23 protein-coding genes, 1 tRNA gene and 1 pseudogene are annotated in these 20,026 nt (G+C 57.5%); 14 read left to right on the top strand and 11 right to left on the bottom strand.

The features are described 5' to 3' along the window. Positions 1–132: 132 nt before the first annotated feature. Complete coding sequence (locus ABLU50_RS01415) at positions 133–405, bottom strand: DUF1471 domain-containing protein (protein WP_004202387.1); 273 nt, start codon at positions 403–405, stop codon at positions 133–135. Positions 406–505: 100 nt separating this feature from the next. Continuing rightward, entirely contained in the window at positions 506–1,426 is a 921-nt protein-coding gene (locus ABLU50_RS01410) for a Kdo(2)-lipid IV(A) acyltransferase (protein ID WP_017898813.1), read from the bottom strand. A 508-nt stretch (positions 1,427–1,934) separates the two neighbouring features. Here ABLU50_RS01410 and ABLU50_RS01405 point away from each other — a divergent pair. Beyond that, positions 1,935–2,801, top strand: coding sequence for a GNAT family N-acetyltransferase (locus tag ABLU50_RS01405; protein ID WP_049092954.1), 867 nt, complete (start codon positions 1,935–1,937; stop codon positions 2,799–2,801). Between the two features lie 72 nt (positions 2,802–2,873). On the opposite strand, the gene ABLU50_RS01400 is transcribed toward ABLU50_RS01405, so the two are convergent. Both ABLU50_RS01400 and ABLU50_RS01395 read right to left on the bottom strand, forming a co-directional pair. Continuing rightward, a complete protein-coding gene (locus ABLU50_RS01400) occupies positions 2,874–4,178 on the bottom strand; it encodes a citrate synthase (RefSeq protein ID WP_023319875.1) in 1,305 nt (434 codons plus the stop codon). Between the two features lie 45 nt (positions 4,179–4,223). Then, on the bottom strand, positions 4,224–4,364 hold the full coding sequence (locus tag ABLU50_RS01395; RefSeq protein WP_165455330.1) for a hypothetical protein: 141 nt from the start codon (positions 4,362–4,364) through the stop codon (positions 4,224–4,226). A 303-nt stretch (positions 4,365–4,667) separates the two neighbouring features. Between ABLU50_RS01395 and ABLU50_RS01390 the strand changes: the two genes are divergently transcribed. Continuing rightward, positions 4,668–4,838: a hypothetical protein gene (locus ABLU50_RS01390; protein ID WP_023319874.1), complete on the top strand. Its 171-nt coding sequence runs from the start codon at positions 4,668–4,670 to the stop codon at positions 4,836–4,838. 78 nt (positions 4,839–4,916) lie between these two features. Here the strand turns inward: ABLU50_RS01390 and uraH are convergent, their stop codons facing one another. Together uraH and ABLU50_RS01380 are read right to left on the bottom strand one after the other, a co-directional pair. After that, the gene (gene uraH, locus ABLU50_RS01385; RefSeq protein ID WP_002892366.1) at positions 4,917–5,318 is read right to left on the bottom strand and encodes a hydroxyisourate hydrolase; all 402 of its coding nucleotides are present in this window, start codon (positions 5,316–5,318) and stop codon (positions 4,917–4,919) included. A gap of 392 nt (positions 5,319–5,710) precedes the next feature. Next, positions 5,711–6,004 (bottom strand): hypothetical protein, encoded by a 294-nt coding sequence (locus ABLU50_RS01380; RefSeq protein ID WP_087832560.1) that lies wholly within the window; start codon positions 6,002–6,004, stop codon positions 5,711–5,713. Between the two features lie 298 nt (positions 6,005–6,302). On the opposite strand from ABLU50_RS01380, the pseudogene ABLU50_RS01375 reads away from it, so the two are divergent. Beyond that, a pseudogene (locus ABLU50_RS01375) lies at positions 6,303–6,455 on the top strand (hypothetical protein); the annotation flags it as partial. Between the two features lie 11 nt (positions 6,456–6,466). Here the strand turns inward: ABLU50_RS01375 and ABLU50_RS01370 are convergent. After that, positions 6,467–6,543 (bottom strand) — tRNA-Arg (locus ABLU50_RS01370). A gap of 339 nt (positions 6,544–6,882) precedes the next feature. Between ABLU50_RS01370 and folD the strand changes: the two genes are divergently transcribed. Continuing rightward, on the top strand, positions 6,883–7,749 hold the full coding sequence (gene folD, locus ABLU50_RS01365) for a bifunctional methylenetetrahydrofolate dehydrogenase/methenyltetrahydrofolate cyclohydrolase FolD (protein WP_087832561.1): 867 nt from the start codon (positions 6,883–6,885) through the stop codon (positions 7,747–7,749). Position 7,750: 1 nt separating this feature from the next. Beyond that, positions 7,751–7,963, top strand: a complete 213-nt coding sequence (gene ybcJ, locus ABLU50_RS01360) for a ribosome-associated protein YbcJ (RefSeq protein ID WP_004143016.1) — start codon at positions 7,751–7,753, stop codon at positions 7,961–7,963. A 45-nt stretch (positions 7,964–8,008) separates the two neighbouring features. Here the strand turns inward: ybcJ and cysS are convergent, their stop codons facing one another. Then, positions 8,009–9,394, bottom strand: coding sequence for a cysteine--tRNA ligase (cysS, locus tag ABLU50_RS01355; RefSeq protein ID WP_004204706.1), 1,386 nt, complete (start codon positions 9,392–9,394; stop codon positions 8,009–8,011). Between the two features lie 175 nt (positions 9,395–9,569). Between cysS and ppiB the strand changes: the two genes are divergently transcribed. From ppiB to mnmH, 6 genes are all read left to right on the top strand, one after another. Then, positions 9,570–10,064 carry a peptidylprolyl isomerase B gene (ppiB, locus tag ABLU50_RS01350; RefSeq protein WP_004151319.1) on the top strand — a complete coding sequence of 165 codons (495 nt, stop codon included), beginning with the start codon at positions 9,570–9,572 and terminating at the stop codon, positions 10,062–10,064. A 3-nt stretch (positions 10,065–10,067) separates the two neighbouring features. Continuing rightward, on the top strand, positions 10,068–10,790 hold the full coding sequence (lpxH, locus tag ABLU50_RS01345; protein ID WP_004204708.1) for a UDP-2,3-diacylglucosamine diphosphatase: 723 nt from the start codon (positions 10,068–10,070) through the stop codon (positions 10,788–10,790). A 107-nt stretch (positions 10,791–10,897) separates the two neighbouring features. Continuing rightward, positions 10,898–11,236 carry a hypothetical protein gene (locus ABLU50_RS01340; protein ID WP_087832562.1) on the top strand — a complete coding sequence of 113 codons (339 nt, stop codon included), beginning with the start codon at positions 10,898–10,900 and terminating at the stop codon, positions 11,234–11,236. 96 nt (positions 11,237–11,332) lie between these two features. Beyond that, positions 11,333–11,842, top strand: a complete 510-nt coding sequence (gene purE, locus ABLU50_RS01335) for a 5-(carboxyamino)imidazole ribonucleotide mutase (protein ID WP_057213754.1) — start codon at positions 11,333–11,335, stop codon at positions 11,840–11,842. Next, the gene (gene purK, locus ABLU50_RS01330; RefSeq protein WP_087832563.1) at positions 11,839–12,906 is read left to right on the top strand and encodes a 5-(carboxyamino)imidazole ribonucleotide synthase; all 1,068 of its coding nucleotides are present in this window, start codon (positions 11,839–11,841) and stop codon (positions 12,904–12,906) included. Before purE ends, purK begins: the two co-directional genes overlap by 4 nt. Positions 12,907–13,017: 111 nt before the next feature. Beyond that, a complete protein-coding gene (gene mnmH / locus ABLU50_RS01325; protein ID WP_064188059.1) occupies positions 13,018–14,094 on the top strand; it encodes a tRNA 2-selenouridine(34) synthase MnmH in 1,077 nt (358 codons plus the stop codon). A 108-nt stretch (positions 14,095–14,202) separates the two neighbouring features. Here the strand turns inward: mnmH and ABLU50_RS01320 are convergent, their stop codons facing one another. Next, on the bottom strand, positions 14,203–15,348 hold the full coding sequence (locus tag ABLU50_RS01320; protein WP_087832564.1) for a porin: 1,146 nt from the start codon (positions 15,346–15,348) through the stop codon (positions 14,203–14,205). Positions 15,349–15,439: 91 nt separating this feature from the next. On the opposite strand from ABLU50_RS01320, the gene ABLU50_RS01315 reads away from it, so the two are divergent. Continuing rightward, positions 15,440–15,568 (top strand): hypothetical protein, encoded by a 129-nt coding sequence (locus ABLU50_RS01315; protein ID WP_032426074.1) that lies wholly within the window; start codon positions 15,440–15,442, stop codon positions 15,566–15,568. On the opposite strand, the gene ybbP is transcribed toward ABLU50_RS01315, so the two are convergent. Both ybbP and ybbA read right to left on the bottom strand, forming a co-directional pair. Next, a complete protein-coding gene (gene ybbP, locus ABLU50_RS01310) occupies positions 15,530–17,944 on the bottom strand; it encodes a putative ABC transporter permease subunit YbbP (protein WP_087832565.1) in 2,415 nt (804 codons plus the stop codon). The genes ABLU50_RS01315 and ybbP overlap by 39 nt on opposite strands. Beyond that, the gene (gene ybbA, locus ABLU50_RS01305; protein WP_004146399.1) at positions 17,941–18,627 is read right to left on the bottom strand and encodes a putative ABC transporter ATP-binding protein YbbA; all 687 of its coding nucleotides are present in this window, start codon (positions 18,625–18,627) and stop codon (positions 17,941–17,943) included. The genes ybbP and ybbA overlap by 4 nt, the downstream gene beginning before the upstream one ends. Between ybbA and tesA the strand changes: the two genes are divergently transcribed. Together tesA and ABLU50_RS01295 are read left to right on the top strand one after the other, a co-directional pair. Continuing rightward, positions 18,598–19,221 carry a multifunctional acyl-CoA thioesterase I/protease I/lysophospholipase L1 gene (gene tesA, locus ABLU50_RS01300; RefSeq protein ID WP_025999119.1) on the top strand — a complete coding sequence of 208 codons (624 nt, stop codon included), beginning with the start codon at positions 18,598–18,600 and terminating at the stop codon, positions 19,219–19,221. The two genes, ybbA and tesA, sit on opposite strands and share 30 nt — an antisense overlap. Then, positions 19,211–20,020 (top strand): SDR family oxidoreductase, encoded by an 810-nt coding sequence (locus tag ABLU50_RS01295; protein WP_176391532.1) that lies wholly within the window; start codon positions 19,211–19,213, stop codon positions 20,018–20,020. Before tesA ends, ABLU50_RS01295 begins: the two co-directional genes overlap by 11 nt. Positions 20,021–20,026: the final 6 nt, after the last annotated feature.

Raw genomic sequence — 20,026 nt, 5'->3', positions numbered from 1 at the left:
ATATAGCGATAAAAAACGTTTTCGCTTCCGCTTAGCCGGCGGAACGTGGGCAGCGGAAAAAAATAAGCCCGGAGGCGTAATGCGCTCCAGGCTCAGTCAGTGGCGTGCCGTTATGGCACGCGGAAGAATCGATTATTTATACACTTCCGCTGTGGCTTCAAAGTTAGGACCATGCTCACGCGCAGCAGTAATCACGTAGTACTTTCCGCCTTTCTCATCGGCCAGCTTAGAGAGCTGATCGTGCAGATCGGAAGGTGAAGAGAACTGCCCACCTGACGGCCCCACCGAGATCGGTCCGACCTTGGTCAGTTTGAAGTGTTTAGCTTCTTCTTTGGTGATCAACTGCGCGGCGGACGCGCCAAATGCAACGGCGGAAAGGGCTAACGCGACTATCACTTTTTTCATCCTGCAATCTCCTTGGAATGGGCCTTAGATCAGGCTCTTTCAGTATAGACGGCGATTTAATAAGCGTGCTACCGGTGCGCTGATTTTTTGGCCGCAGCGTTCAGTAACGCGGCGGCACCCCTTCCGGGCGGGTCTTAAAGCGCCGGTGCAGCCACATATATTGTTCAGGCGCCATCAGGATGCACTGTTCGATAATCTGGTTCATCCACGCCGCGGTAACCTCGGCGCTGGCCAGCGGCGGCGTGCGCTCCGGCGTCAGGGAGATCAGCTCATATCCCATACCGTTAGGCTTGCGTCGCGGAACAAACGGCACAATCGTCGCCCCGGACATCTTCGCCAGCATCCAGGTGCCGGTGGTGGTCGCCGCCTGCTCGACAGCAAACAGCGGCGCAAAAACGCTGCTGGCCGGCCCGTAATCATGATCCGGCGCGTACCAGAGGATCTCTCCCTCTTTCAGCGCCCTGACCATGCCTTTCAGATTTTTTCGATCCAGCATGGTCTTGTTCGAGCGCAAGCGTCCCCAGGTCTGCAGCCAGTCAATCAGCGGGTTATCATTGGGCCGGTAGACGCCGATCCCCGGGGTAAACATGCCATACATTCGCGCCCCCATTTCGAGGGTCAGAAAATGGATACCGATCAGTAAGATGCCCTGCTTTTGTTCCAGAAGTTCGACCACCTCGTTTACGCCGCTGGTCTCGGTCCAGCGCGCCACCCGGTGCGTCGGCCAGAACCAGGCCATGCCGGTCTCCATCAGCCCCATGCCCAGCGATTCAAAGTTTTTCACCAGCAGTGCCTCACGCTCGGCGACGCTCATCGCGGGAAAGCAGAGTTCGAGATTACGTCTGGCAATCCGTGCGCGGCTTTTCATCACCCGCATTGCCAGCCGCCCGAGCGCAGTGCCCAGTCGGTAGATCACCGGATACGGTAATTGCACCAGCAGCCATAAGAGGCCAATTCCCAGCCATAACAGCCAGTAACGCGGGTGCAACAGCGCGCGGGAAAATTTGGGTAAATTTGACATAGTAATCCTGTTAATTCACTCAATAATAGCTGAGCAAAAACCGCGAAATAAAGTAGCGGATCCTGCCGGTTGTATTTTTCCAATTCGTGCGGTAACACTAAGACACAAAGCACGATATTATACGTTGTTCAATCACTAATTTCAGTCTTGCGATTGCGGCTACTCTATTATTAGCCACTTCGCGTAAAACTTCCTTTTTTATGCATAAAAAAATAAACCAGACCTCTACAGCGCGACTGGTTGCCCAAAAAACAAACAGCATATTTTCTCATCGCCTGTTGCATTGGCCCCGTGGTTGCTCTGCAGCACGGAGATAACGTGCTGCGCGGCGGGATGTTCAACGTCATTTGTGACGCCTTCATGCGGTTATTTGTGACTCGGGCAAAGGTTAAGCATCGACATTGCGGATCCTTTTCCCAGATATGCTACGTTTACAGCGCTCATTCGACGCAAGTGCCTTTGCCGACGTCGTCGCTTTCAGAAGCCATAGTGAGAAGGAACTATGACAATGAATTATCAATTAGTGAAGCAAGTCAGAGAAAATAACATATTAAGAAAAAGCTTCATTGACCTTGCCGTTAAGACTTTCGACCTGTCTTTTGAAGAGTGGTATCAGCAAGGTTACTGGACCGACGCCTATATCCCCTACGCCTTTGTCGAACGTAATAAAATTATCGCTAACGCCTCGGCCAACATCATCGATCTGCGCTGGCAGGGCGAGCCCCGGCGGTATATTCAGATTGGTACCGTGATGACCGAACCGGACCACCGCAATAAGGGATTAGCCGGCCAGCTTATCCACCATATTCTGCAGGACTGGCAGCAGGAGGCGGACGCCTTCTTTTTATTTGCCAATCCCACCACGGTGGATTTTTACCCCAAATTTGGTTTCACCCGCAGCGAAGAGCATCAATATATTATGCCGGTCGCTCCGCGCGCCGGTGATTTTCGCAAACTGGATATGGACAGCGCTGACGATGTCGCCCTGCTCCGCCATTACTATGAAAAATCCAACCCGTTCTCACCGCTGCGGGTGGAGCACAACTTTGGCCTGCTGATGTTTTACTGCTCAGCCTTTATGAAGCATTTCGTTTACTATTCGGCAAAAAATGAGGCGGTGGTTATCGCCATGCAAAACGGTCCGGTGCTGATCTGCTTTGATCTATTCTGCGATGCGGACAAAAGCCTGTCGACGCTGGTCAACGAGCTGGCCGATGACCATGTTTACCAGGCTATCCTCGGCTTTACCCCCAATGAAGACCGGCTCGGCGAGTACGAGAAGATTGAGGGAGAAGATATCCTCTTTGTCTATGACCAGAAGGAAAACTTGTTTAAAGACAGGAAGTTGATGTTTCCTTTACTGGCGCATGCCTGACGGCGTCGCGCCGTCAGGCAGATCAGTTATAGGTCACCACGAAGGTCGCGCTGGCGTTCGCCTCACCCGCTGTCACCGCGATCCGGTCGGCTGCTCGCTACGTCGTGAGACGTAATCCCGATACTCCTCGCCAACGTAAATCTGCCGTGGCCGGTAGATGGTCAACGGCGCCTGGTGCATCTCGTTCCAGTGCGCCACCCAGCCGACCGTCCGGCCGACCGCGGTGACCACCGCAAACATCGACGAAGGCAGATTCATCGCCTTGAGGATCACCGCGGTATAAAAATCCACGCTCGGCGACAGGCCATTTTCCACAAAGTAGGGATCGGTCAGCGCCACGTCCTCAAGGGCCATCGCTACCTGCAGCAAACGGTCGGACATGCCTACCTCCGCCAGGACCCGATGGCTGGTTTCACGCAGGATATCGGCGCGCGGGTCACGGTGACGGTAGCGTGAGTTGCCAAAACCGAGGCGGCGAAATGCCTGCGGGTCGCGCTTTGCCTGACGCAGAAACGCCGGAACCTGATCGACGCTTTCAATTTCCTCCAGCATCCGCATGCTCGACTCATTGGCGCCGCCGTGCATCGGTCCCCATAATGATGCCAGCCCGGCGGCGACGCAGGCGAATAAGTTCGCTCCGGAGGAGCCCGCCGCGCGCACCGTGGTGGTGGAGGCGCACTGCCCGTGATCGGCATGCAGGACCAGGATCTGGTTCATCGCCTGCTCGATAACCGGATTGAGGACGTACTTCTCGGCCGGGATAGCAAACAGCATCTGCAGGAAATTTCCGGCATAGGAGAGATCGTTGCGCGGATAGGCGGCGGGTTGTTCAATGGTGTACTTGTAGCTCATGGCGGCGATAGTGGGCATTTTCGACAGCAGCCGCGTGGCGGCCAGCGCCCGATGCTGCGGATTTTCCACGTCCAGAACATCATGATAGAACGCCGCCAGCGCCCCCACCAGAGCACACATCAGCGCCATCGGGTGCGAATCGCGACGAAAGCCGCTGCACATGCGGGCTATCTGCTCGTGCACCAGGGTATGGCGGGTGATGGTCTCGCGAAACGTTTGATAGCTGGCCTCATCCGGCGCGTCGCCCCGCAGCATGATGTACGCCACCTCGAGAAAATCACACTGGCGAGCCAGCTGATCCACCGGATAGCCGCGGTGCAGCAGCACGCTGTTTTCCGTATCGATCCACGAGATCGCCGACTGGCATCCGGCGGTGTTGGCAAAGCCAGGGTCGTAGCTGCAGAATCCGGAGTGATTCAGCTCGCGTATGTCGACTCCCACATGGCCCCGGGTTCCCGGCACCTGCGGCAGGGTGATGGGCGTCGGTTGCCCGGCAATAGAAAGCGTTAACGGTGTGGTGCTCATCCTGTCAGTTCCCCCAGCAGCTTATCAGCGACCTGAAGTCATTCTTCAGGCGGAAAGAGCAACATAACCAATGTGATGCAGCTTATTCATTGATGTCATCACTATAACTCTGACAAAGAGGATATTTTGCTGGCCTTCCCGGGGAAACAGGCCATCTTTCCCCACCCCATCGTCGGATAGCGGCACAAATCGCCAAGGATAAAGGCGATCAGCGCTGTCAAAATTTACGCTGAGTACAGAAAGGATGAAGAGGAGCTACCATGAATTTTGTGCTGTCGATGACGCTTATCTGCATCGCCATCGCCTGGCTGATGATGAGCCTCCTGCCGGTCTAACCGCCCCCAGTGGCCTGGATAACGCCCCCCCCTTCCGCCGTGGTCTTCACCGCTGAGGTTTCACCAGAGCCAGGCAAGAAGCACTGGTTGCATATCAGGCTGTTGCGTTTTTCCGCCCAGGGGTAGGCTAAAGGCCCACTGTTAAGGAGGTGATATGTCTGGACTGATCAACCCACATGCGGCCCCGGAAGAAGCAGCCTATGCGCTGCTGATTGAGCTGGTTCGCGCCCAGCGCGTGCCGCAATATGAAGGCGATATTTCCGGCCTGCTGGCGATATACGACGAAGCCGTTAAACACTTTAAAGAGAAAGAGCCCGAGCGTTAGGCATGGAGGTCGTTGTGCGGGGAAAGGGTGACGCCTGCGGGAGACGCGCAGGCGTTGGCTGGATAGCGGCTTGGGTCATCAGCTGCCGCGGTAGGTAGAGTATCCGTACTGACTGAGCAACAGCGGGATATGCAGTTTTTGATTTTGCTTTGTGACATTGAAAATAACCGGAATCACCGGGAAGAACGTATTCATGTTTTGGCTTTTAAAATAGTCACCGGTTTTAAACGTCACTTTATAAACCCCCGGCTCCATATTCTCTGCCTGCGGATAGAGCGATTTAATCCGCCCATCGGCATCCGTTTTGCCGGTGGCGATATGCTGCCAGCTCTCCCCTTGCTGCTTATCCAGCTCAATCTGCACACCCGGCGAAGGGAGCCCGGTTTGCTGATTAAGAATGTGTACGCTGAGCGTGCCCTCTGGCGCCGCCAGCGCGCTGAAGCTGAGAAGGGAAATTACGGAGGCGATAACTAATTTCATAATCGTGACCTTTTGGGCAAGTGAAAGTGCCCTAACTATAGTCAGGGCGGCGGGGAAAAAAATTAAACTTTTTGTTATCAGATTGAGTTGATGGGTACTGTCTCCACACACAACACGCTGAACCGGTTTTGTCGTGAGAAGAGGGAGTGTCTTATGTGTGATAACCCCGTGCTCTTCGTAACAGGATACGTGGCACTTAATCCGTCAGAGAGGGGAAAAAGATTAGCTGGGGTCAAATATCACAAGGTTAAATAATATATGCCGTGGCCTCTGCCGCCTCTAACAGAACAGTGCTTACTGCAAATGGCCTGCCGTATTCGAAATAATCATTTAATATTATTTAACCTACTATTCCAGTGTAAGTAATCACCTGGTTCAGATAATGATTATTATCATTGATTCTCTTGTCGCCACGCCTTCACCATCTCCTTTGTTACCTCTTTCTTGTAGCAAATAGGTGAGTACCCACCAACTTTGCTCCAGGCGCTGCGGCCACCGCACGAGCTGCCGTTCCGGGCGGTATTGAAGGGACAGGCACAGGTACCGGGATAGGATGCGACAGAGTCATCAATAATTCTTTGCCTGACCTGATCATCGCTTAAGGAATTCGATTTGGCGATGGAAATATCTGATGCAAAGACACACACAACAGCGAATACGGAGATGACGACGAATTTGATGTTCATTTGGATCTTTCCAGGCAGTGGATGAACATCGAGGGTATGCTTTCAAATAGTGTTCAATATTGATCTTTAACAACTGTACTTCACGCCAGCTTAAAATGCGATACTTAACCCAGTCAGACATAACCTAAAGCTATAATGACTATTAGCCTGTTACCGTCAACATATTTTCACATTCCTGCAGAGCGCTTATTCTGCACTCAGCTATAACCAGCATTAACCATTCTGTTCGATATTACAGAGCCGTAATGCTGTACTCTCACTGGCCATCGTCCGACAGACACTGCAAGACATTAGAATCATCGAAATGGTCCGTCGATATGCTCACCTGGCGCCGAACCACCTGACTAAACACGCACGTCAAATTGACTCGATTTTTGCAGAAGATGTCCCACATATGTCCCACATATGTCCCACAAGGAAAAATCAGCGACTGGAGGAAGTAATTAAGTGATTGATTATTAATGGCACGCCCTACAGGATTCGAACCTGTGACCTACGGCTTAGAAGGCCGTTGCTCTATCCAGCTGAGCTAAGGGCGCCCTGAGAAGCGAGTGCTTCGCGGAGTGAAACGCCTGGAATTATACGGTCCACGTCGGTTGAGTCAATCCATTTTGCCAGGAAACTGCGGGGCTTATACGACGCTGGCGAAATATCCTCCACCAACTGTACAAGAAGCGTACCAGCGGGGCTCTTACGCCAGTAAATCGACTGAGTGGCCAGGCGCAACGCACCAATAACCATGTAATAACCAGGGTCAAAACAGGCTAAATTCGCCCCGGACAGGATAAAACAGCAAACGAGGACTGACAGCGAGGCCGGCTTCTGACAAAATATCCTCATCCCCCTTTCGTAAAGATACAGATGGAATCCTCTCTCTGATGGCAGCAAAAATTATTGACGGTAAAACGATTGCGCAGCAGGTACGCTTTGAGGTTGCGGAAAAAGTGAAGGCTCGCGTTGCGGCCGGAAAACGCGCCCCTGGGCTGGCCGTCGTGCTGGTCGGCAGCAACCCGGCCTCGCAGATTTATGTCGGCAGCAAGCGCAAAGCATGTGAAGAAGTGGGCTTCGTCTCCCGCTCTTACGATCTCCCGGAAACCACCAGCGAAGCCGAGCTGCTGGAGCTTATCGACACCCTGAATGCCGATAAGACCATCGACGGTATTCTGGTTCAGCTGCCCCTGCCTGCAGGGATAGATAACGTCAAAGTTCTTGAGCGCATCGCGCCGGATAAAGACGTTGACGGCTTCCATCCTTACAACGTTGGCCGCCTGTGCCAGCGGGCGCCGCGCCTGCGTCCGTGCACCCCACGCGGTATCGTGACGCTGCTGGAACGCTACAATATCGACACCTACGGCCTGAATGCGGTGGTCATTGGCGCCTCCAATATCGTCGGCCGCCCGATGAGCATGGAGCTGCTGCTGGCCGGCTGCACCACCACCGTCACCCACCGCTTTACCAAAAACCTGCGCCATCATGTCGAAAACGCCGACCTGCTGATCGTCGCGGTGGGTAAACCGGGCTTTATTCCTGGCGAATGGATCAAAGAAGGGGCGATTGTGGTCGATGTCGGCATTAACCGTCTGGAAAGCGGCAAAGTGGTCGGCGACGTGGTGTATGAAGATGCCGCTGAACGCGCCTCCTACATCACCCCGGTTCCCGGCGGCGTTGGCCCGATGACCGTCGCCACTCTGATTCAGAACACGCTGCAGGCGTGCGAAGAGTACCACGACGTTGAGGAGGCCTGAGATGGCGACATTTTCCTTAGGAAAACACCCGCACGTTGAGCTGTGCGATCTGCTGAAACTCGAAGGCTGGAGCGAAAGCGGCGCCCAGGCGAAGATCGCCATCGCCGACGGGCTGGTAAAAGTCGACGGTGCGGTGGAAACTCGCAAACGCTGCAAAATCGTCGCCGGTCAGACAGTGAGCTTTGAAGGCCAGAGCGTGACCGTCACGGCCTGACCGCGAAAAGGAAAACGCCCGCTTAAGCGGGCGTTTTTTTATGGCTTACTTCCGGCGCCAGGTGGTGCCCTGCGGGCCATCTTCCAGCACGATACCCATCTCGTTAAGACGATCGCGCGCCGCATCCGCCGCCGCCCAGTCTTTCGCTTTACGCGCGTCCAGACGCTGCTGGATAAGCGATTCAATTTCCGCCACTTCCGCGTCGTCAGCCTGCGCACCGCTCTGCAGGAAGGCGTCCGGCTCCTGCTCCAGCAGCCCCAGCACCGACGCAAGCTTACGCAGGTGGGCCGCCATGGCGTTCGCCGCGGCCGCGTCCTCGGTTTTCAGACGGTTCACTTCGCGAGCCATATCGAACAGCACCGAGTAGGCTTCCGGGGTGTTGAAGTCATCGTCCATCGCCTCGATAAAGCGTGCTTCGAAGGCTTCGCCGCCCGCCGCATCGACGGATTTGTCGGTACCGCGCAGCGCAGTATACAGACGCTCCAGCGCCGAACGCGCCTGCTTGAGGTTCTCTTCGCTATAGTTCAGCTGGCTGCGATAGTGGCCGGACATCAGGAAGTAGCGAATGGTCTCGGCATCGTAATACTTCAGCACGTCGCGGACGGTAAAGAAGTTGCCCAGCGATTTCGACATCTTCTCGCGGTCGACCATCACCATGCCGGAGTGCATCCAGTAGTTAACGTACTCGCCGTCATGGGCGCAGGTGGACTGAGCGATTTCGTTTTCGTGATGCGGGAACATCAGATCGGAACCGCCGCCGTGAATGTCAAAATGGTTGCCCAGCTGTTTGCAGTTCATCGCCGAGCACTCGATATGCCATCCCGGACGGCCTGCGCCCCACGGCGACGGCCAGCTTGGCTCGCCCTCTTTCGACATCTTCCACAGGACGAAGTCCATCGGATTACGCTTGACGTCAACCACGTCGACGCGCGCCCCCGCCTGCAGCTGATCGAGATCCTGACGCGACAGCAAACCGTAGTTCGGGTCTGTCGGCACATCGAACATTACGTCGCCGTTATCCGCCACATAGGCATGGCCTTTGGCGATCAGTTGCTCGGTAATCTCGATGATCTCCGCAATATGATGCGTCGCGCGCGGCTCGCTGTCGGGACGCAAAATATTCAGGGCGTCAAAATCCTTGTGCATTTCGGCGATCATCCGATCGACCAGCGCGACAAAGCTTTCGCCGTTTTCATTAGCGCGCTTAATGATTTTGTCGTCGATATCGGTGATATTGCGCACGTACTTCAGCTTATAGCCGAGAAAACGCAGATAACGCGCCACAACGTCAAAGGAGACGAAGGTACGCCCATGGCCGATGTGACAGAGATCGTAAACGGTAATACCACACACGTACATGCCGACTTCCCCGGCATGGATAGGTTTAAATTCCTCTTTCTGGCGCGTCAGTGTATTAAAAATTTTTAACATCGAAGATTCCGTGTAGACGTGTGTGGGTAATGAAGCCTCTATAATACCCATAATTCAGACAGGACGCAGCACACATTGCAAGGTGCATCGACCCCCGCGGTTATGCTATAACACCCCCCTATATCTCACCCGACACCGGGTGCTGGCACCACACTCATCGGAACAGGATGCAAAAATGGTTACTTTCCACACCAATCATGGCGATATCGTAATCAAAACGTTTGACGACAAAGCGCCGGAAACAGTTAAAAACTTCCTGGACTACTGCCGCGAAGGTTTCTACGACAACACCATTTTCCACCGTGTTATCAACGGCTTCATGATTCAGGGCGGCGGTTTTGAACCTGGCATGAAACAAAAAGCGACCAAATCTCCGATTCAGAACGAAGCGAACAACGGTCTGAAAAACACCCGCGGCACGCTGGCGATGGCCCGTACTCAGGCGCCGCACTCTGCCACCGCGCAGTTCTTCATCAACGTGGTTGACAACGACTTCCTGAACTTCTCCGGCGAAAGCCTGCAGGGCTGGGGCTACTGCGTCTTCGCGGAAGTGGTTGAAGGCATGGACGTGGTTGACAAAATCAAAGCGGTTGCCACCGGCCGCAGCGGCATGCACCAGGATGTGCCGAAAGACGATGTGATCATCAAAAGCGTCACCGTCAGCGAGTAATTCGTGGCGACACTTTTTATTGCAGATTTGCACCTGCAAACAGAAGAACCGGCGATCACCGCCGGTTTTCTGCGTTTTTTACAGGGGGAAGCCCGTCAGGCGGACGCCCTGTATATCCTTGGCGATCTGTTTGAGGCGTGGATCGGCGATGACGATCCCAACCCGTTGCATCAGCAAATCGCTACGGCAATCAAAGCCGTCGTCGACGCCGGCGTGCCCTGCTACTTCATTCACGGCAACCGCGATTTTCTCGTCGGCCAGCGCTTCGCCCGTCAGAGCGGGATGATCCTGCTCGCCGAAGAAGAGCGACTGGACCTCTATGGCCGTGACGTCTTGATTATGCATGGCGACACGCTGTGCACCGATGACCAAGGCTATCTGGCGTTTCGCGCGAAAGTCCACACCCCGTGGATCCAGCGTCTGTTCCTGGCTCTGCCGCTGTTTGTCCGCCGCCGCATCGCCGCCCGCATGCGCGCCGACAGCAAAGCCGCCAATAGCAGCAAATCAATGGAAATTATGGATGTGAATCCACAGGCGGTGGTTAACGCCATGGAGCGGCATCACGTGCAGTGGCTAATCCACGGCCATACCCATCGCCCGGCGGTCCATGACCTGCAGGCCAACGGCCAGCCCGCATGGCGCGTGGTACTCGGCGCCTGGCACAGCGAAGGTTCGATGGTGAAGGTGACGCCGGACGACGTCGAACTGATCCATTTCCCGTTCTAATTCCTGCGCGAGCACAATTCTGAAATCCCCTCTTGCCTGGACGGAGATATGCTCCTGCCGGCATTGCGCATGCTAGTCTTCCACAACATCACTCTCAAGGAACGAGCATGAGCAGGGAAAAGTGGAGCCAGCCGCTGATCTGGGGAATGATCATCGCGATCCTCAATCCGTTAGGGATAAGTTATATCGCCTTAATCGGCGTCGCTCTCGGCAACACGCTGACGTTTGTCTGGTGTGCGATGCTGGCGTGGGCTATTTATTTCTATGCCATTTATTTGCTCTGTACCCGCCCTCACGAGAGCCGACTGGTACAAATCTATTTACTGATGATGGGCATCCTGATGCTCCCCTGGGGGTTAGTACTGCTTATCACTTGTTGCATGAATGAGATCAAGGCCAATAAGCCGCGATCGTCGTCATCGCAGAGTGAGACAAAAGACGGCTAACCATGCACACGCAACCGTTTTCCTTGCCGGCAGTTCATGCTATTCTCTGTGGCCTCTAAAGCAGTGTGAAACACACCCACAGGAGTTTTAAGACGCATGTCTTCCCGCAATAATCCGGCGCGTATCGCCATCGTGATGGGGTCCAAAAGCGACTGGGCTACCATGCAATTTACCGCAGAAATTCTTGATGCCCTGAACGTTCCGTACCATGTCGAAGTGGTCTCCGCCCATCGCACGCCCGATAAGCTGTTCAGCTTCGCTGAAAGCGCCGAAAGCAATGGCTATCAGGTGATTATTGCCGGGGCAGGCGGCGCGGCGCATCTGCCGGGCATGATTGCGGCGAAAACCCTGGTGCCAGTCCTCGGCGTACCGGTTCAGAGCGCAGCCTTAAGCGGTGTCGACAGCCTTTACTCCATTGTTCAGATGCCGCGCGGTATTCCGGTCGGCACACTGGCCATCGGCAAAGCCGGCGCCGCGAACGCCGGTCTGCTCGCCGCGCAGATCCTCGCCCAGCATGATGCTGAACTCCACCAGCGCCTGAGCGCCTGGCGCCAGGCGCAAACCGATGAAGTGCTGGATAACCCGGACCCGCGGGGTGCGGCATGAAACAGGTATGCGTACTCGGCAACGGCCAGTTAGGCCGTATGCTGCGCCAGGCCGGCGAGCCGCTGGGTATCGCCGTCTGGCCGGTGGGGCTGGAAGCCGATCCGGAAGCGGTGCCATTCCAGCAGAGCGTCATCACGGCAGAAATTGAACGCTGGCCGGAAACCGCCCTCACCCGCGAGCTGGCCCGCCACCCGGCGTTCGTCAACCGCGACGTCTTCCCAATTATCGCCGATCGCCTGACGCAAAAGCAGCTGTTTGACAAGCTTGGTCTCGCCACTGCCCCGTGGCAGCTGCTGGCGGATAAAAGCGAGTGGCCGGCGGTGTTTGCCCGCCTTGGCGAACTGGCGATCGTTAAGCGTCGCGTTGGCGGTTACGACGGCCGCGGCCAGTGGCGTCTGCGGGAAAACGAGATCGATCAGCTACCGGCCGATAACTACGGCGAGTGCATCGTCGAGCAGGGGATTAACTTCTCCGGCGAAGTGTCGCTGGTGGGTGCCCGCGCCCATGACGGCAGCACCGTCTTCTACCCGCTGACCCGCAACCTGCATCAGGACGGTATTCTGCGCGCCAGCGTCGCCTTCCCGCAGGCCAATGTCCGACAGCAGGAGCAAGCGGAAAGCATGCTGACGGCGATCATGAACGAGCTTAACTACGTCGGCGTGATGGCGATGGAGTGCTTCGTCACTGCCGAGGGACTGCTGATCAACGAGCTGGCGCCGCGCGTGCACAACAGCGGCCACTGGACGCAAAATGGCGCCTCCATCAGCCAGTTTGAGCTGCATCTGCGAGCGATTACCGGCCTGCCGCTGCCACCGCCAGTGGTTAACAACCCGTCGGTAATGATCAACCTGATCGGCACCGATCTCAATTACGACTGGCTGAAGCTGCCGCTGGTCCACCTGCACTGGTACGATAAAGAGGTGCGCCCGGGTCGTAAAGTCGGCCACCTGAACCTGACCGACAGCGATACTGACCGTCTGAGCGCGACGCTGGAAGCGATCAAGCCGCTGCTGCCAGCGGAGTACACCAGCGGTCTGTTCTGGGCGCAATCGCAGCTCAGCTAAACTCTTCGTGCCGGGGATTTGATCTATCCCCTTCCCCGGCACACCTTGAGGCGCGTACAATCCCCCCCTTGCTGTAAAGCCCATTTCTGTTTTGACTTCAGAGGATACCCCATGACCAATGGGACGGATTATCGCGCCATTCTCGCCAGCGATACGCCACTGATTGACGTACGCGCCCCGGTGGAGTTTAGCCAAAGCGCGATGCCGGCGGCGATCAACCTGCCGCTGATGAATGATGAAGAACGCGCCGCAGTCGGCACCTGCTATAAGCGCCAGGGGCCGGAAGCGGCGCTGGCGCTCGGCCATAAGCTGGTTCAGGGCGATCTGCGCGCCAGCCGGATCCGGTCATGGCTGGAAGCATGCGCCCGTTACCCGCACGGTTACCTGTGCTGCGCCCGCGGCGGCCAGCGCTCGCATATTGTCCAGCAGTGGCTGAAAGAAGCTGGCGTGGATTACCCCCTGATCGTCGGCGGCTATAAAGCGCTGCGCCAGGCGGCGATCCAGGCTACCGACGCGCTGGTACAGCGGCCGATCGTGCTGATTGGCGGCTGCACCGGCAACGGCAAAACCCAGCTGGTTTGCTCGCGACCGGACGGTATCGATTTGGAGGGCCATGCCCACCACCGCGGCTCTTCGTTTGGCCGCACGCTACAGCCGCAGCATCCGCAAGCCACCTTTGAAAACCACCTGGCGGTCAGCCTGCTCAAAAAAGCCGAACAGCAGACGCGCTGGGTGCTGGAAGATGAAGGCCATATGATCGGCGCCAACCATCTGCCGGAGTGCCTGCGCATCCGCATGGCGCAATCGCCGCTGGCGGTGGTGGAAGATCCGTTTGACGTTCGCCTCGAACGGCTGCGCGAGGAGTATTTCGATCGCATGTATCGCGACTTTATCGCCGCCTATGGCGAAGAGAAAGGCTGGCAGGCATACGGCGAGTATCTGCATCACGGCCTGTTTGCCATCCGCCGTCGCCTGGGGCTGCAGCGTTTTGCCCAGCTCACTGAACGCCTCGATGAGGCGCTGGCGCAGCAGCAGCGCACCGCCAGCACCGAGGCGCACTTCGCCTGGCTGGTGCCGCTACTGGAAGAATACTACGACCCGATGTATCGCTATCAGTTGGGGAAAAAAGCCGGGAAGATTATTTTTCGCGGCAGCTGGCAAGAGGTCGCCGCCTGGCTGGAGAAGTAATCGCATGCTCGATTGTCCCGGCTTGCGGCGTAAACGCCTTAGCCGGGCTACCGGTCGGCACGATTTGTAGCCCCGGTGAGCGCATCGCGACCGGGGAGATGTGACCGCTTAGAAGTCGTAGCGCAGACGCACCAGGTTCATATCGCCCAGATTGTCGGTGCTGGAGGTAAACACGTGCTCGTAGTCAACGCGGAAACCGTAATCCAGCTGGAAGCTAATCCCTAGACCGTTATCGATACGCTGGTAGTTGCGGCCATTCACGTACTGCAGGCGGTCGCCCATAAAGTACGGCTGAATAGATTTAACAGCGTATTGATTGATCGGGAATTTATAGCCCGCAAAATATTCAATCCCCCAGGCGTCGCCGGCGAAGTAATTATGCACATCGGTTTTTTTGGTGGTGAGGAAGTTCTGATACCAGCCGCCGCCGAAGGAGAAGGTCCAGTTATCCGGGGTCCAGCTCAGCGCGGTACCGACGATGTTCTGGTCATAGGTTTTGCTGTCGGCGCTTGACGGGTCGCGCATTTCGGCGCGGGTGTAGTTCCACGCGGTCCCCCAGGTCAGATCCTTCATGATGTGGTAGTCCGCGCCAACAGAACCGCCGCCTTTACGTTTATAGCGCAGACCGTTACCCGGCAGGTATTCGCTGTCTTCGAACAGATAAGAGCCGTAAAGATCGACATCGCCAACGGTTTTCTTATATTTCAGCATATTACGTGAACGATAAGAACCATCGTAATCGCCGTTAATGCCGTTGCCCGGCGCCTGGGCAATCATATCGTAGTCCCAGATATCGGTTTTCACCCCGACCACATCATAGTAAATACTGTTTTGCTGACCGTAGGTTAACGTCCCCCAGGTATCGCTTTTCAGGCCGGTATACAGCATGCGGCGGGTAGTATTGTTCGCCCCTTCCGCGTAGTGGTTATCCCAGTCGAACAGCGCCGGAATGTTCACCCCCAGTTCGTAGTAGCTGATCCAGCTAATATCATCGAACAGGTAGTAATCCGCCGCGAAGCGGAAACGGGTGCCGCCGTCGAAACCGTTACGCTTATAGGAGCCTTTATCGCCATCGCCGGTCATCATGTTGAATTGCGGACGAATACTCCCGCCGACGGTAAAGTTAAGCCGGCTTAACGGATCGCCCGCCTGCGGATCTTGTTTCAGCAGCGTGATCTCCGCGTGAGAAGCAAATGAAGTGAACACCAGTGTTGCGCCGATCGAGATCGCCAGCGCTTTTATTTTATGTGCCATAGTTTTTCCTTGATTAATAAGCAACCTTATATTTACCAGCTGAATATTAACCGCGAATCAGTACAGCGTGTTGTCGGTTTTTTAATGTTTTGTGCGCTTAAAAATCAACGAGTTATCAATTTGTGCGCTTAAAATAAAAGCGCCGCCAAAAACGGCGGCGCATCATCAAAATGCAATAATCTTACTGGCTAAACTGACGGAACAACGCTTTCCCTTTTAACAAACGCAGCCCCAGCCCGCCGCCGCACAGGGATAACAACACCGCCCCCGTCAGCGGCAGCATCACCCACAGCCGCCAGTCCGGCGTCCAGGGGAAATCAAAGACTTTCGTCTGCAGCATCGCCAGCGCCACTTCCGCGCCTATCGCCGCCACCAGGCCGGAGACCAGCCCCAGCAGGGCAAACTCCGCCCACAGCGTGGCGCGCAGCAGCGATTTTCCGGCCCCCAGCGTGCGCCAGACCACCAGCTCCTGATGACGCTGGCGCATACCGACCTGGACCTGCGCCAGCAACAGCAGCACGCCGCAGGCCGTGACCAGGCCCACCATCACCTCCAGCGCCCGGCTGACCTGGGAGAGCACCTGGCCGACCTGACGCAGGATGGCGCCGATATCCAACAGGCTAACGGTGGGAAACTCGCGGTTCAACTGGGTCAACATCGCGGGACCGTTATCCCAGCGGAAGCTGGTGAGCCAGCTCTGCGGCTGCCCGTCCAGCGCCCCGGAGGGGAAAATAAAGAAGAAGTTGGGCCGCAGGCTCTCCCAGTCGACTTTGCGCACGCTGCTCACCTTCGCGCTGAAGTCCTGAGTATCGCCGGTAAAGGTCACCGTATCGCCGATCTTCACCCCCAGCCGCTGCGCCAGTCCCTCTTCAATCGATACCTCGCCCGGCTTCGGCGGCCAGTTGCCGGCCACCAGCGGATTATGATACGGACGCTGTTCGCTCCAGGTGAGATTAAGCTCGCGATTCAGCGCTTCGTCTTTGTTCCCGTCCGTGGAGTGGCCGTTGATCTGCGTCAGACGAGCCCGGACGATCGGATAAAATTCCGCCGCCCGCGTCTGGTGTTCGGCGAGGAAAGTCTTCACCGGCATTATCTGCTCAGGGGCGATATTGATCAGGAAGTAGTTTGGGCTCTCCGGGGGCAGCTGCTGCTGCCAGCGGTCGAGCAGATCGCCGCGCAGCACCAGCAGCAGCGCCAGCAGCATAAACGACAGGGAAAACGCCGCCAGCTGGCTGAGGGTCGACCACGGCTGGCGCAGCAGGCGGTTCACCGCCAGGCGCAGCGGCAAGGCGCTGAGCGTCAGGCGTTTGAGCAGCCACAGCAATCCCCAGCCCACCAGGCCGCACAGCAGCGCCAGCACCACCGCCCCGGCCAGCACCGACCACAGCAGGGGGCTGCCGCCCATCAGCCACGCCAGCAGGCCCACCACCACGGCGCTGACCGTCGGGATCCAGATTTTCAGCGGCCAGACGTTAGCCACCACGTCCTGACGCAGCACCCGCAGCGGCAGGGTCGCCAGCAGCAGCCGATAGGGGCGCAGGCCCACCAGCAGGGAAATCACGCCGGTCGCGCCCACCGCCCACAGCCACGGCCAGCCGCTGGCCGGCGGGAGCGCGGCGGGCAGAACCGGTTTGAGCACCAGCAGCAGCAGGCGCTCCAGCGCTAGCCCTGCTGCCCCGCCGGTTATCAGCGACAGCGTCAACAGCAGCAGCCATTGGCCGACAATCAGCTTGCGCAGCTGCGCCCGTCCGGCGCCCAGCGTCTTGAGTATGGCGACCAGATCGTAGCGGCTGCGGCAGTAGTGGCCCATCGCCACGGCCACCGCCGCGACGGCCAGCAGCAGCGTCAGCAGCGCGGATAACAACAGGAATTGCTGCGAGCGTTCGAGGGATTTGCCCAGCGCGCTGTCGTCCTGGTCAAGACCAATCCAGCGATGCTCCGGGCCGAGTTTCGGCAGCAGCCACTGCTCATAATTGGCCAGCTGTTCAGCGTCGCCGGCGAACTTATAGCGCCATGCGACGCGACTCCCGGGCTGCACGGCGCCGGTCTTTGCCACGTCGGCCATATTCATCATCAGCCGCGGCGCCATCTGGAAGGGGTTGAACCCCGCATCCGGCTCCTGAATCACTTCCCCGGCAATGCGCAGCGTGGCGTCGCCAACGTCAATCGTATCGCCGGTTTTCAGGTTCAGCAGCGCCATCAACCTTGGCGCCAGCAGCACGCTGCCCGCCTGTGGCTTCAGCCCCGGCGGCTGCGTCTCGAGAGTGCCATACAGCGGATAGCGGTCATCCACCGCCTTGACGTCCGCCAGCTGCGGCGTATCGCCCGCAAAGGTCATGGTGGCGAAGCTCAGCTGTTCGCTGACGCTCAGCCCTGACTGGCGCGCTTTCGCGATCCACTCAGCGGGCACCTCGCGCGAACTGCGCAGCGTGCGGTCGCCTGCCATAAACTCACGGCTTTGCTGGCTGAGGCCTTTCTCCATCCGATCGCTTATCGACCCCAGGGCCAGCACGCAGGCCACGGCGAGGCTTAACGCCAGCCAGACGATCAGCAGCGACGGCGAGCGCCATTCGCGCCAGAACCAGCGGGCGATCATGCTTCCTCCCGCAGCTGGCCATCCACCAGGCGCAGACGACGGTCGCAGCGCGCCGCCAGCAGCGGATCGTGAGTGACGAGGATCAGGGTGGTGCCGTGTTCGCGATTAAGCGAGAACAGCAGATCGGCAATTTTATCCCCGGTCTGGCGATCGAGGTTGCCGGTGGGCTCATCGGCGAACAGAATGGCCGGACGACCATTGAAGGCTCGGGCCAGCGCGACCCGCTGCTGTTCACCGCCGGAGAGCTGTGCCGGCAGGTGGTGCAGGCGTTTGCCAAGCCCCAGCTGCTCAAGTAGCGCGCGGGCATCGCCCCGGCTCTGGCTATCGCTGGCGCCACGCAGCAGCGCCGGCAGCTCGACGTTCTCCAGGGCGTTGAGCGTCGGGATCAGCATAAACGACTGAAAGACAAAACCGACGTGCTGCGCCCGCAGCGCCGCCCGCGCCTCCTCATCCATCCGATGCAGCGGTTTGCCCAGCATCGATACTTCCCCACTGCTGCCATCGTCCAGGCCGGCGAGGATCGCCAACAGGGTCGATTTACCGGAGCCCGACTCGCCGATCAGGGCGATGGTCTGCCGCGGTTTGACAACCAGCTCAACTCCGGTAAGGATGGAGAGCTGATGCTCCCCCTGACCGACGGACTTCTTAAGATGATGAACTTCAAGTATGTTTTCCGCTGGCATGTGCCTTTCCTGTTTTTGTTCCTGTTTACCTGCCGCGCGATGGCGGCGGATACGCTGCTGATCCTCGGCGACAGCCTGAGCGCTGGCTATCGGATGGCGGCCAACGCCGCGTGGCCTGCGCTGCTCAATGAGAAGTGGCAGGCGAAAACGCCAGTGGTGAACGCCAGCATCAGCGGCGATACCTCCCAGCAAGGGCTGGCCCGTCTGCCTGCGCTGCTTAAACAGCATCAGCCGCGCTGGGTGCTGGTTGAGCTCGGCGGCAATGACGGGCTACGCGGCTTTCCGCCGCAGCAGACCGAGCAGACGCTGCGCACCATTATTAAGGATATCAAAGCGGCCAACGCCGAGCCGCTGCTGATGCAAATTCACCTGCCGGCGAACTATGGCCGCCGCTATAATGAAGCCTTCGGCGCGATTTACCCGGCCCTGGCCAAAGAGTTCGCTATTCCTCTCCTGCCATTTTTTATGGAGGAAGTGTATCTGAAACCCCAGTGGATGCAGGACGACGGCATTCACCCGAATCGCGACGCGCAGCCGTTTATCGCCGAGTGGATGGCGAACCGGCTGGCTCCCTTAGTTAATCATGACTCCTGAACGCCAGGGGTCGCTGACAGGTAAAGTTATGCAAAAAACGGTTTTAGTGACAGGCTGTTCCAGCGGAATTGGTCTGGAAAGCGCACTGGATTTAACCCGCCAGGGCTTTCGCGTGCTGGCGGCCTGCCGCAAGGCAGAGGACGTGGCGCGGATGCAGGAGCTGGGGCTAACCGGTATTTTGCTCGATCTGGACGACCCGCAGAGCGTGGAGCGCGCGGCGGCGGAGGTGCTTGCGCTGACCGATAATCGTCTCTACGGCCTGTTCAATAACGCCGGATACGGCGTCTATGGCCCGCTGAACACCATCAGCCGCCAGCAGATGGAACAGCAGTTTTCCGCTAACTTTTTCGGTGCCCATCAGCTCACCATGCTGCTGCTGCCAGCGATGACGCCGCACGGCGAAGGTCGCATCGTGATGACCTCGTCGGTGATGGGGCTTATCGCCAGCCCCGGCCGCGGCGCCTACGCCGCCAGTAAATACGCCCTCGAGGCATGGTCCGACGCACTGCGCATGGAGCTGCGTCACAGCGGTATCAAGGTCAGCCTGATCGAGCCGGGCCCGATCCGCACCCGCTTTACCGATAACGTCAACCAGACGCAAAGCGACAAGCCCGTTGAAAACCCGGGCATCGCCGCCCGTTTTACCCTCGGGCCGGAGGCGGTAGTGGAAAAAGTGCGCCACGCTTTTATCAGCGATAAGCCGAAGCTGCGCTACCCGGTCACCCTGATCACCCACGCGGTGGCGCTGCTTAAACGCCTGCTGCCAGCCCGCGCGATGGACAAAATTATCCACGGCTGAGTTGAA

Origin of the sequence: Klebsiella sp. GG_Kp173 (genome assembly GCF_040062415.1) — a bacterium.
In the GTDB taxonomy this organism is placed as follows: Bacteria; Pseudomonadota; Gammaproteobacteria; order Enterobacterales; family Enterobacteriaceae; genus Klebsiella; species Klebsiella quasipneumoniae.
Note: the sequence above shows the minus strand (reverse complement) of the source record. Positions and strands in the feature narration are given on the sequence as shown.

Coding starts and splice junctions, on each gene's coding strand:
- ABLU50_RS01415 (WP_004202387.1), bottom strand. CDS start 405: ATGAAAAAAGTGATAGTCGCGTTAGCCCTTTCCGCCGTTGCATTTGGC.
- ABLU50_RS01410 (WP_017898813.1), bottom strand. CDS start 1,426: ATGTCAAATTTACCCAAATTTTCCCGCGCGCTGTTGCACCCGCGTTAC.
- ABLU50_RS01405 (WP_049092954.1), top strand. CDS start 1,935: ATGAATTATCAATTAGTGAAGCAAGTCAGAGAAAATAACATATTAAGA.
- ABLU50_RS01400 (WP_023319875.1), bottom strand. CDS start 4,178: ATGAGCACCACACCGTTAACGCTTTCTATTGCCGGGCAACCGACGCCC.
- ABLU50_RS01390 (WP_023319874.1), top strand. CDS start 4,668: ATGTCTGGACTGATCAACCCACATGCGGCCCCGGAAGAAGCAGCCTAT.
- uraH (WP_002892366.1), bottom strand. CDS start 5,318: ATGAAATTAGTTATCGCCTCCGTAATTTCCCTTCTCAGCTTCAGCGCG.
- ABLU50_RS01380 (WP_087832560.1), bottom strand. CDS start 6,004: ATGAACATCAAATTCGTCGTCATCTCCGTATTCGCTGTTGTGTGTGTC.
- folD (WP_087832561.1), top strand. CDS start 6,883: ATGGCAGCAAAAATTATTGACGGTAAAACGATTGCGCAGCAGGTACGC.
- ybcJ (WP_004143016.1), top strand. CDS start 7,751: ATGGCGACATTTTCCTTAGGAAAACACCCGCACGTTGAGCTGTGCGAT.
- cysS (WP_004204706.1), bottom strand. CDS start 9,394: ATGTTAAAAATTTTTAATACACTGACGCGCCAGAAAGAGGAATTTAAA.
- ppiB (WP_004151319.1), top strand. CDS start 9,570: ATGGTTACTTTCCACACCAATCATGGCGATATCGTAATCAAAACGTTT.
- ABLU50_RS01340 (WP_087832562.1), top strand. CDS start 10,898: ATGAGCAGGGAAAAGTGGAGCCAGCCGCTGATCTGGGGAATGATCATC.
- purE (WP_057213754.1), top strand. CDS start 11,333: ATGTCTTCCCGCAATAATCCGGCGCGTATCGCCATCGTGATGGGGTCC.
- purK (WP_087832563.1), top strand. CDS start 11,839: ATGAAACAGGTATGCGTACTCGGCAACGGCCAGTTAGGCCGTATGCTG.
- mnmH (WP_064188059.1), top strand. CDS start 13,018: ATGACCAATGGGACGGATTATCGCGCCATTCTCGCCAGCGATACGCCA.
- ABLU50_RS01320 (WP_087832564.1), bottom strand. CDS start 15,348: ATGGCACATAAAATAAAAGCGCTGGCGATCTCGATCGGCGCAACACTG.
- ybbP (WP_087832565.1), bottom strand. CDS start 17,944: ATGATCGCCCGCTGGTTCTGGCGCGAATGGCGCTCGCCGTCGCTGCTG.
- tesA (WP_025999119.1), top strand. CDS start 18,598: ATGAACTTCAAGTATGTTTTCCGCTGGCATGTGCCTTTCCTGTTTTTG.
- ybbA (WP_004146399.1), bottom strand. CDS start 18,627: ATGCCAGCGGAAAACATACTTGAAGTTCATCATCTTAAGAAGTCCGTC.
- ABLU50_RS01295 (WP_176391532.1), top strand. CDS start 19,211: ATGACTCCTGAACGCCAGGGGTCGCTGACAGGTAAAGTTATGCAAAAA.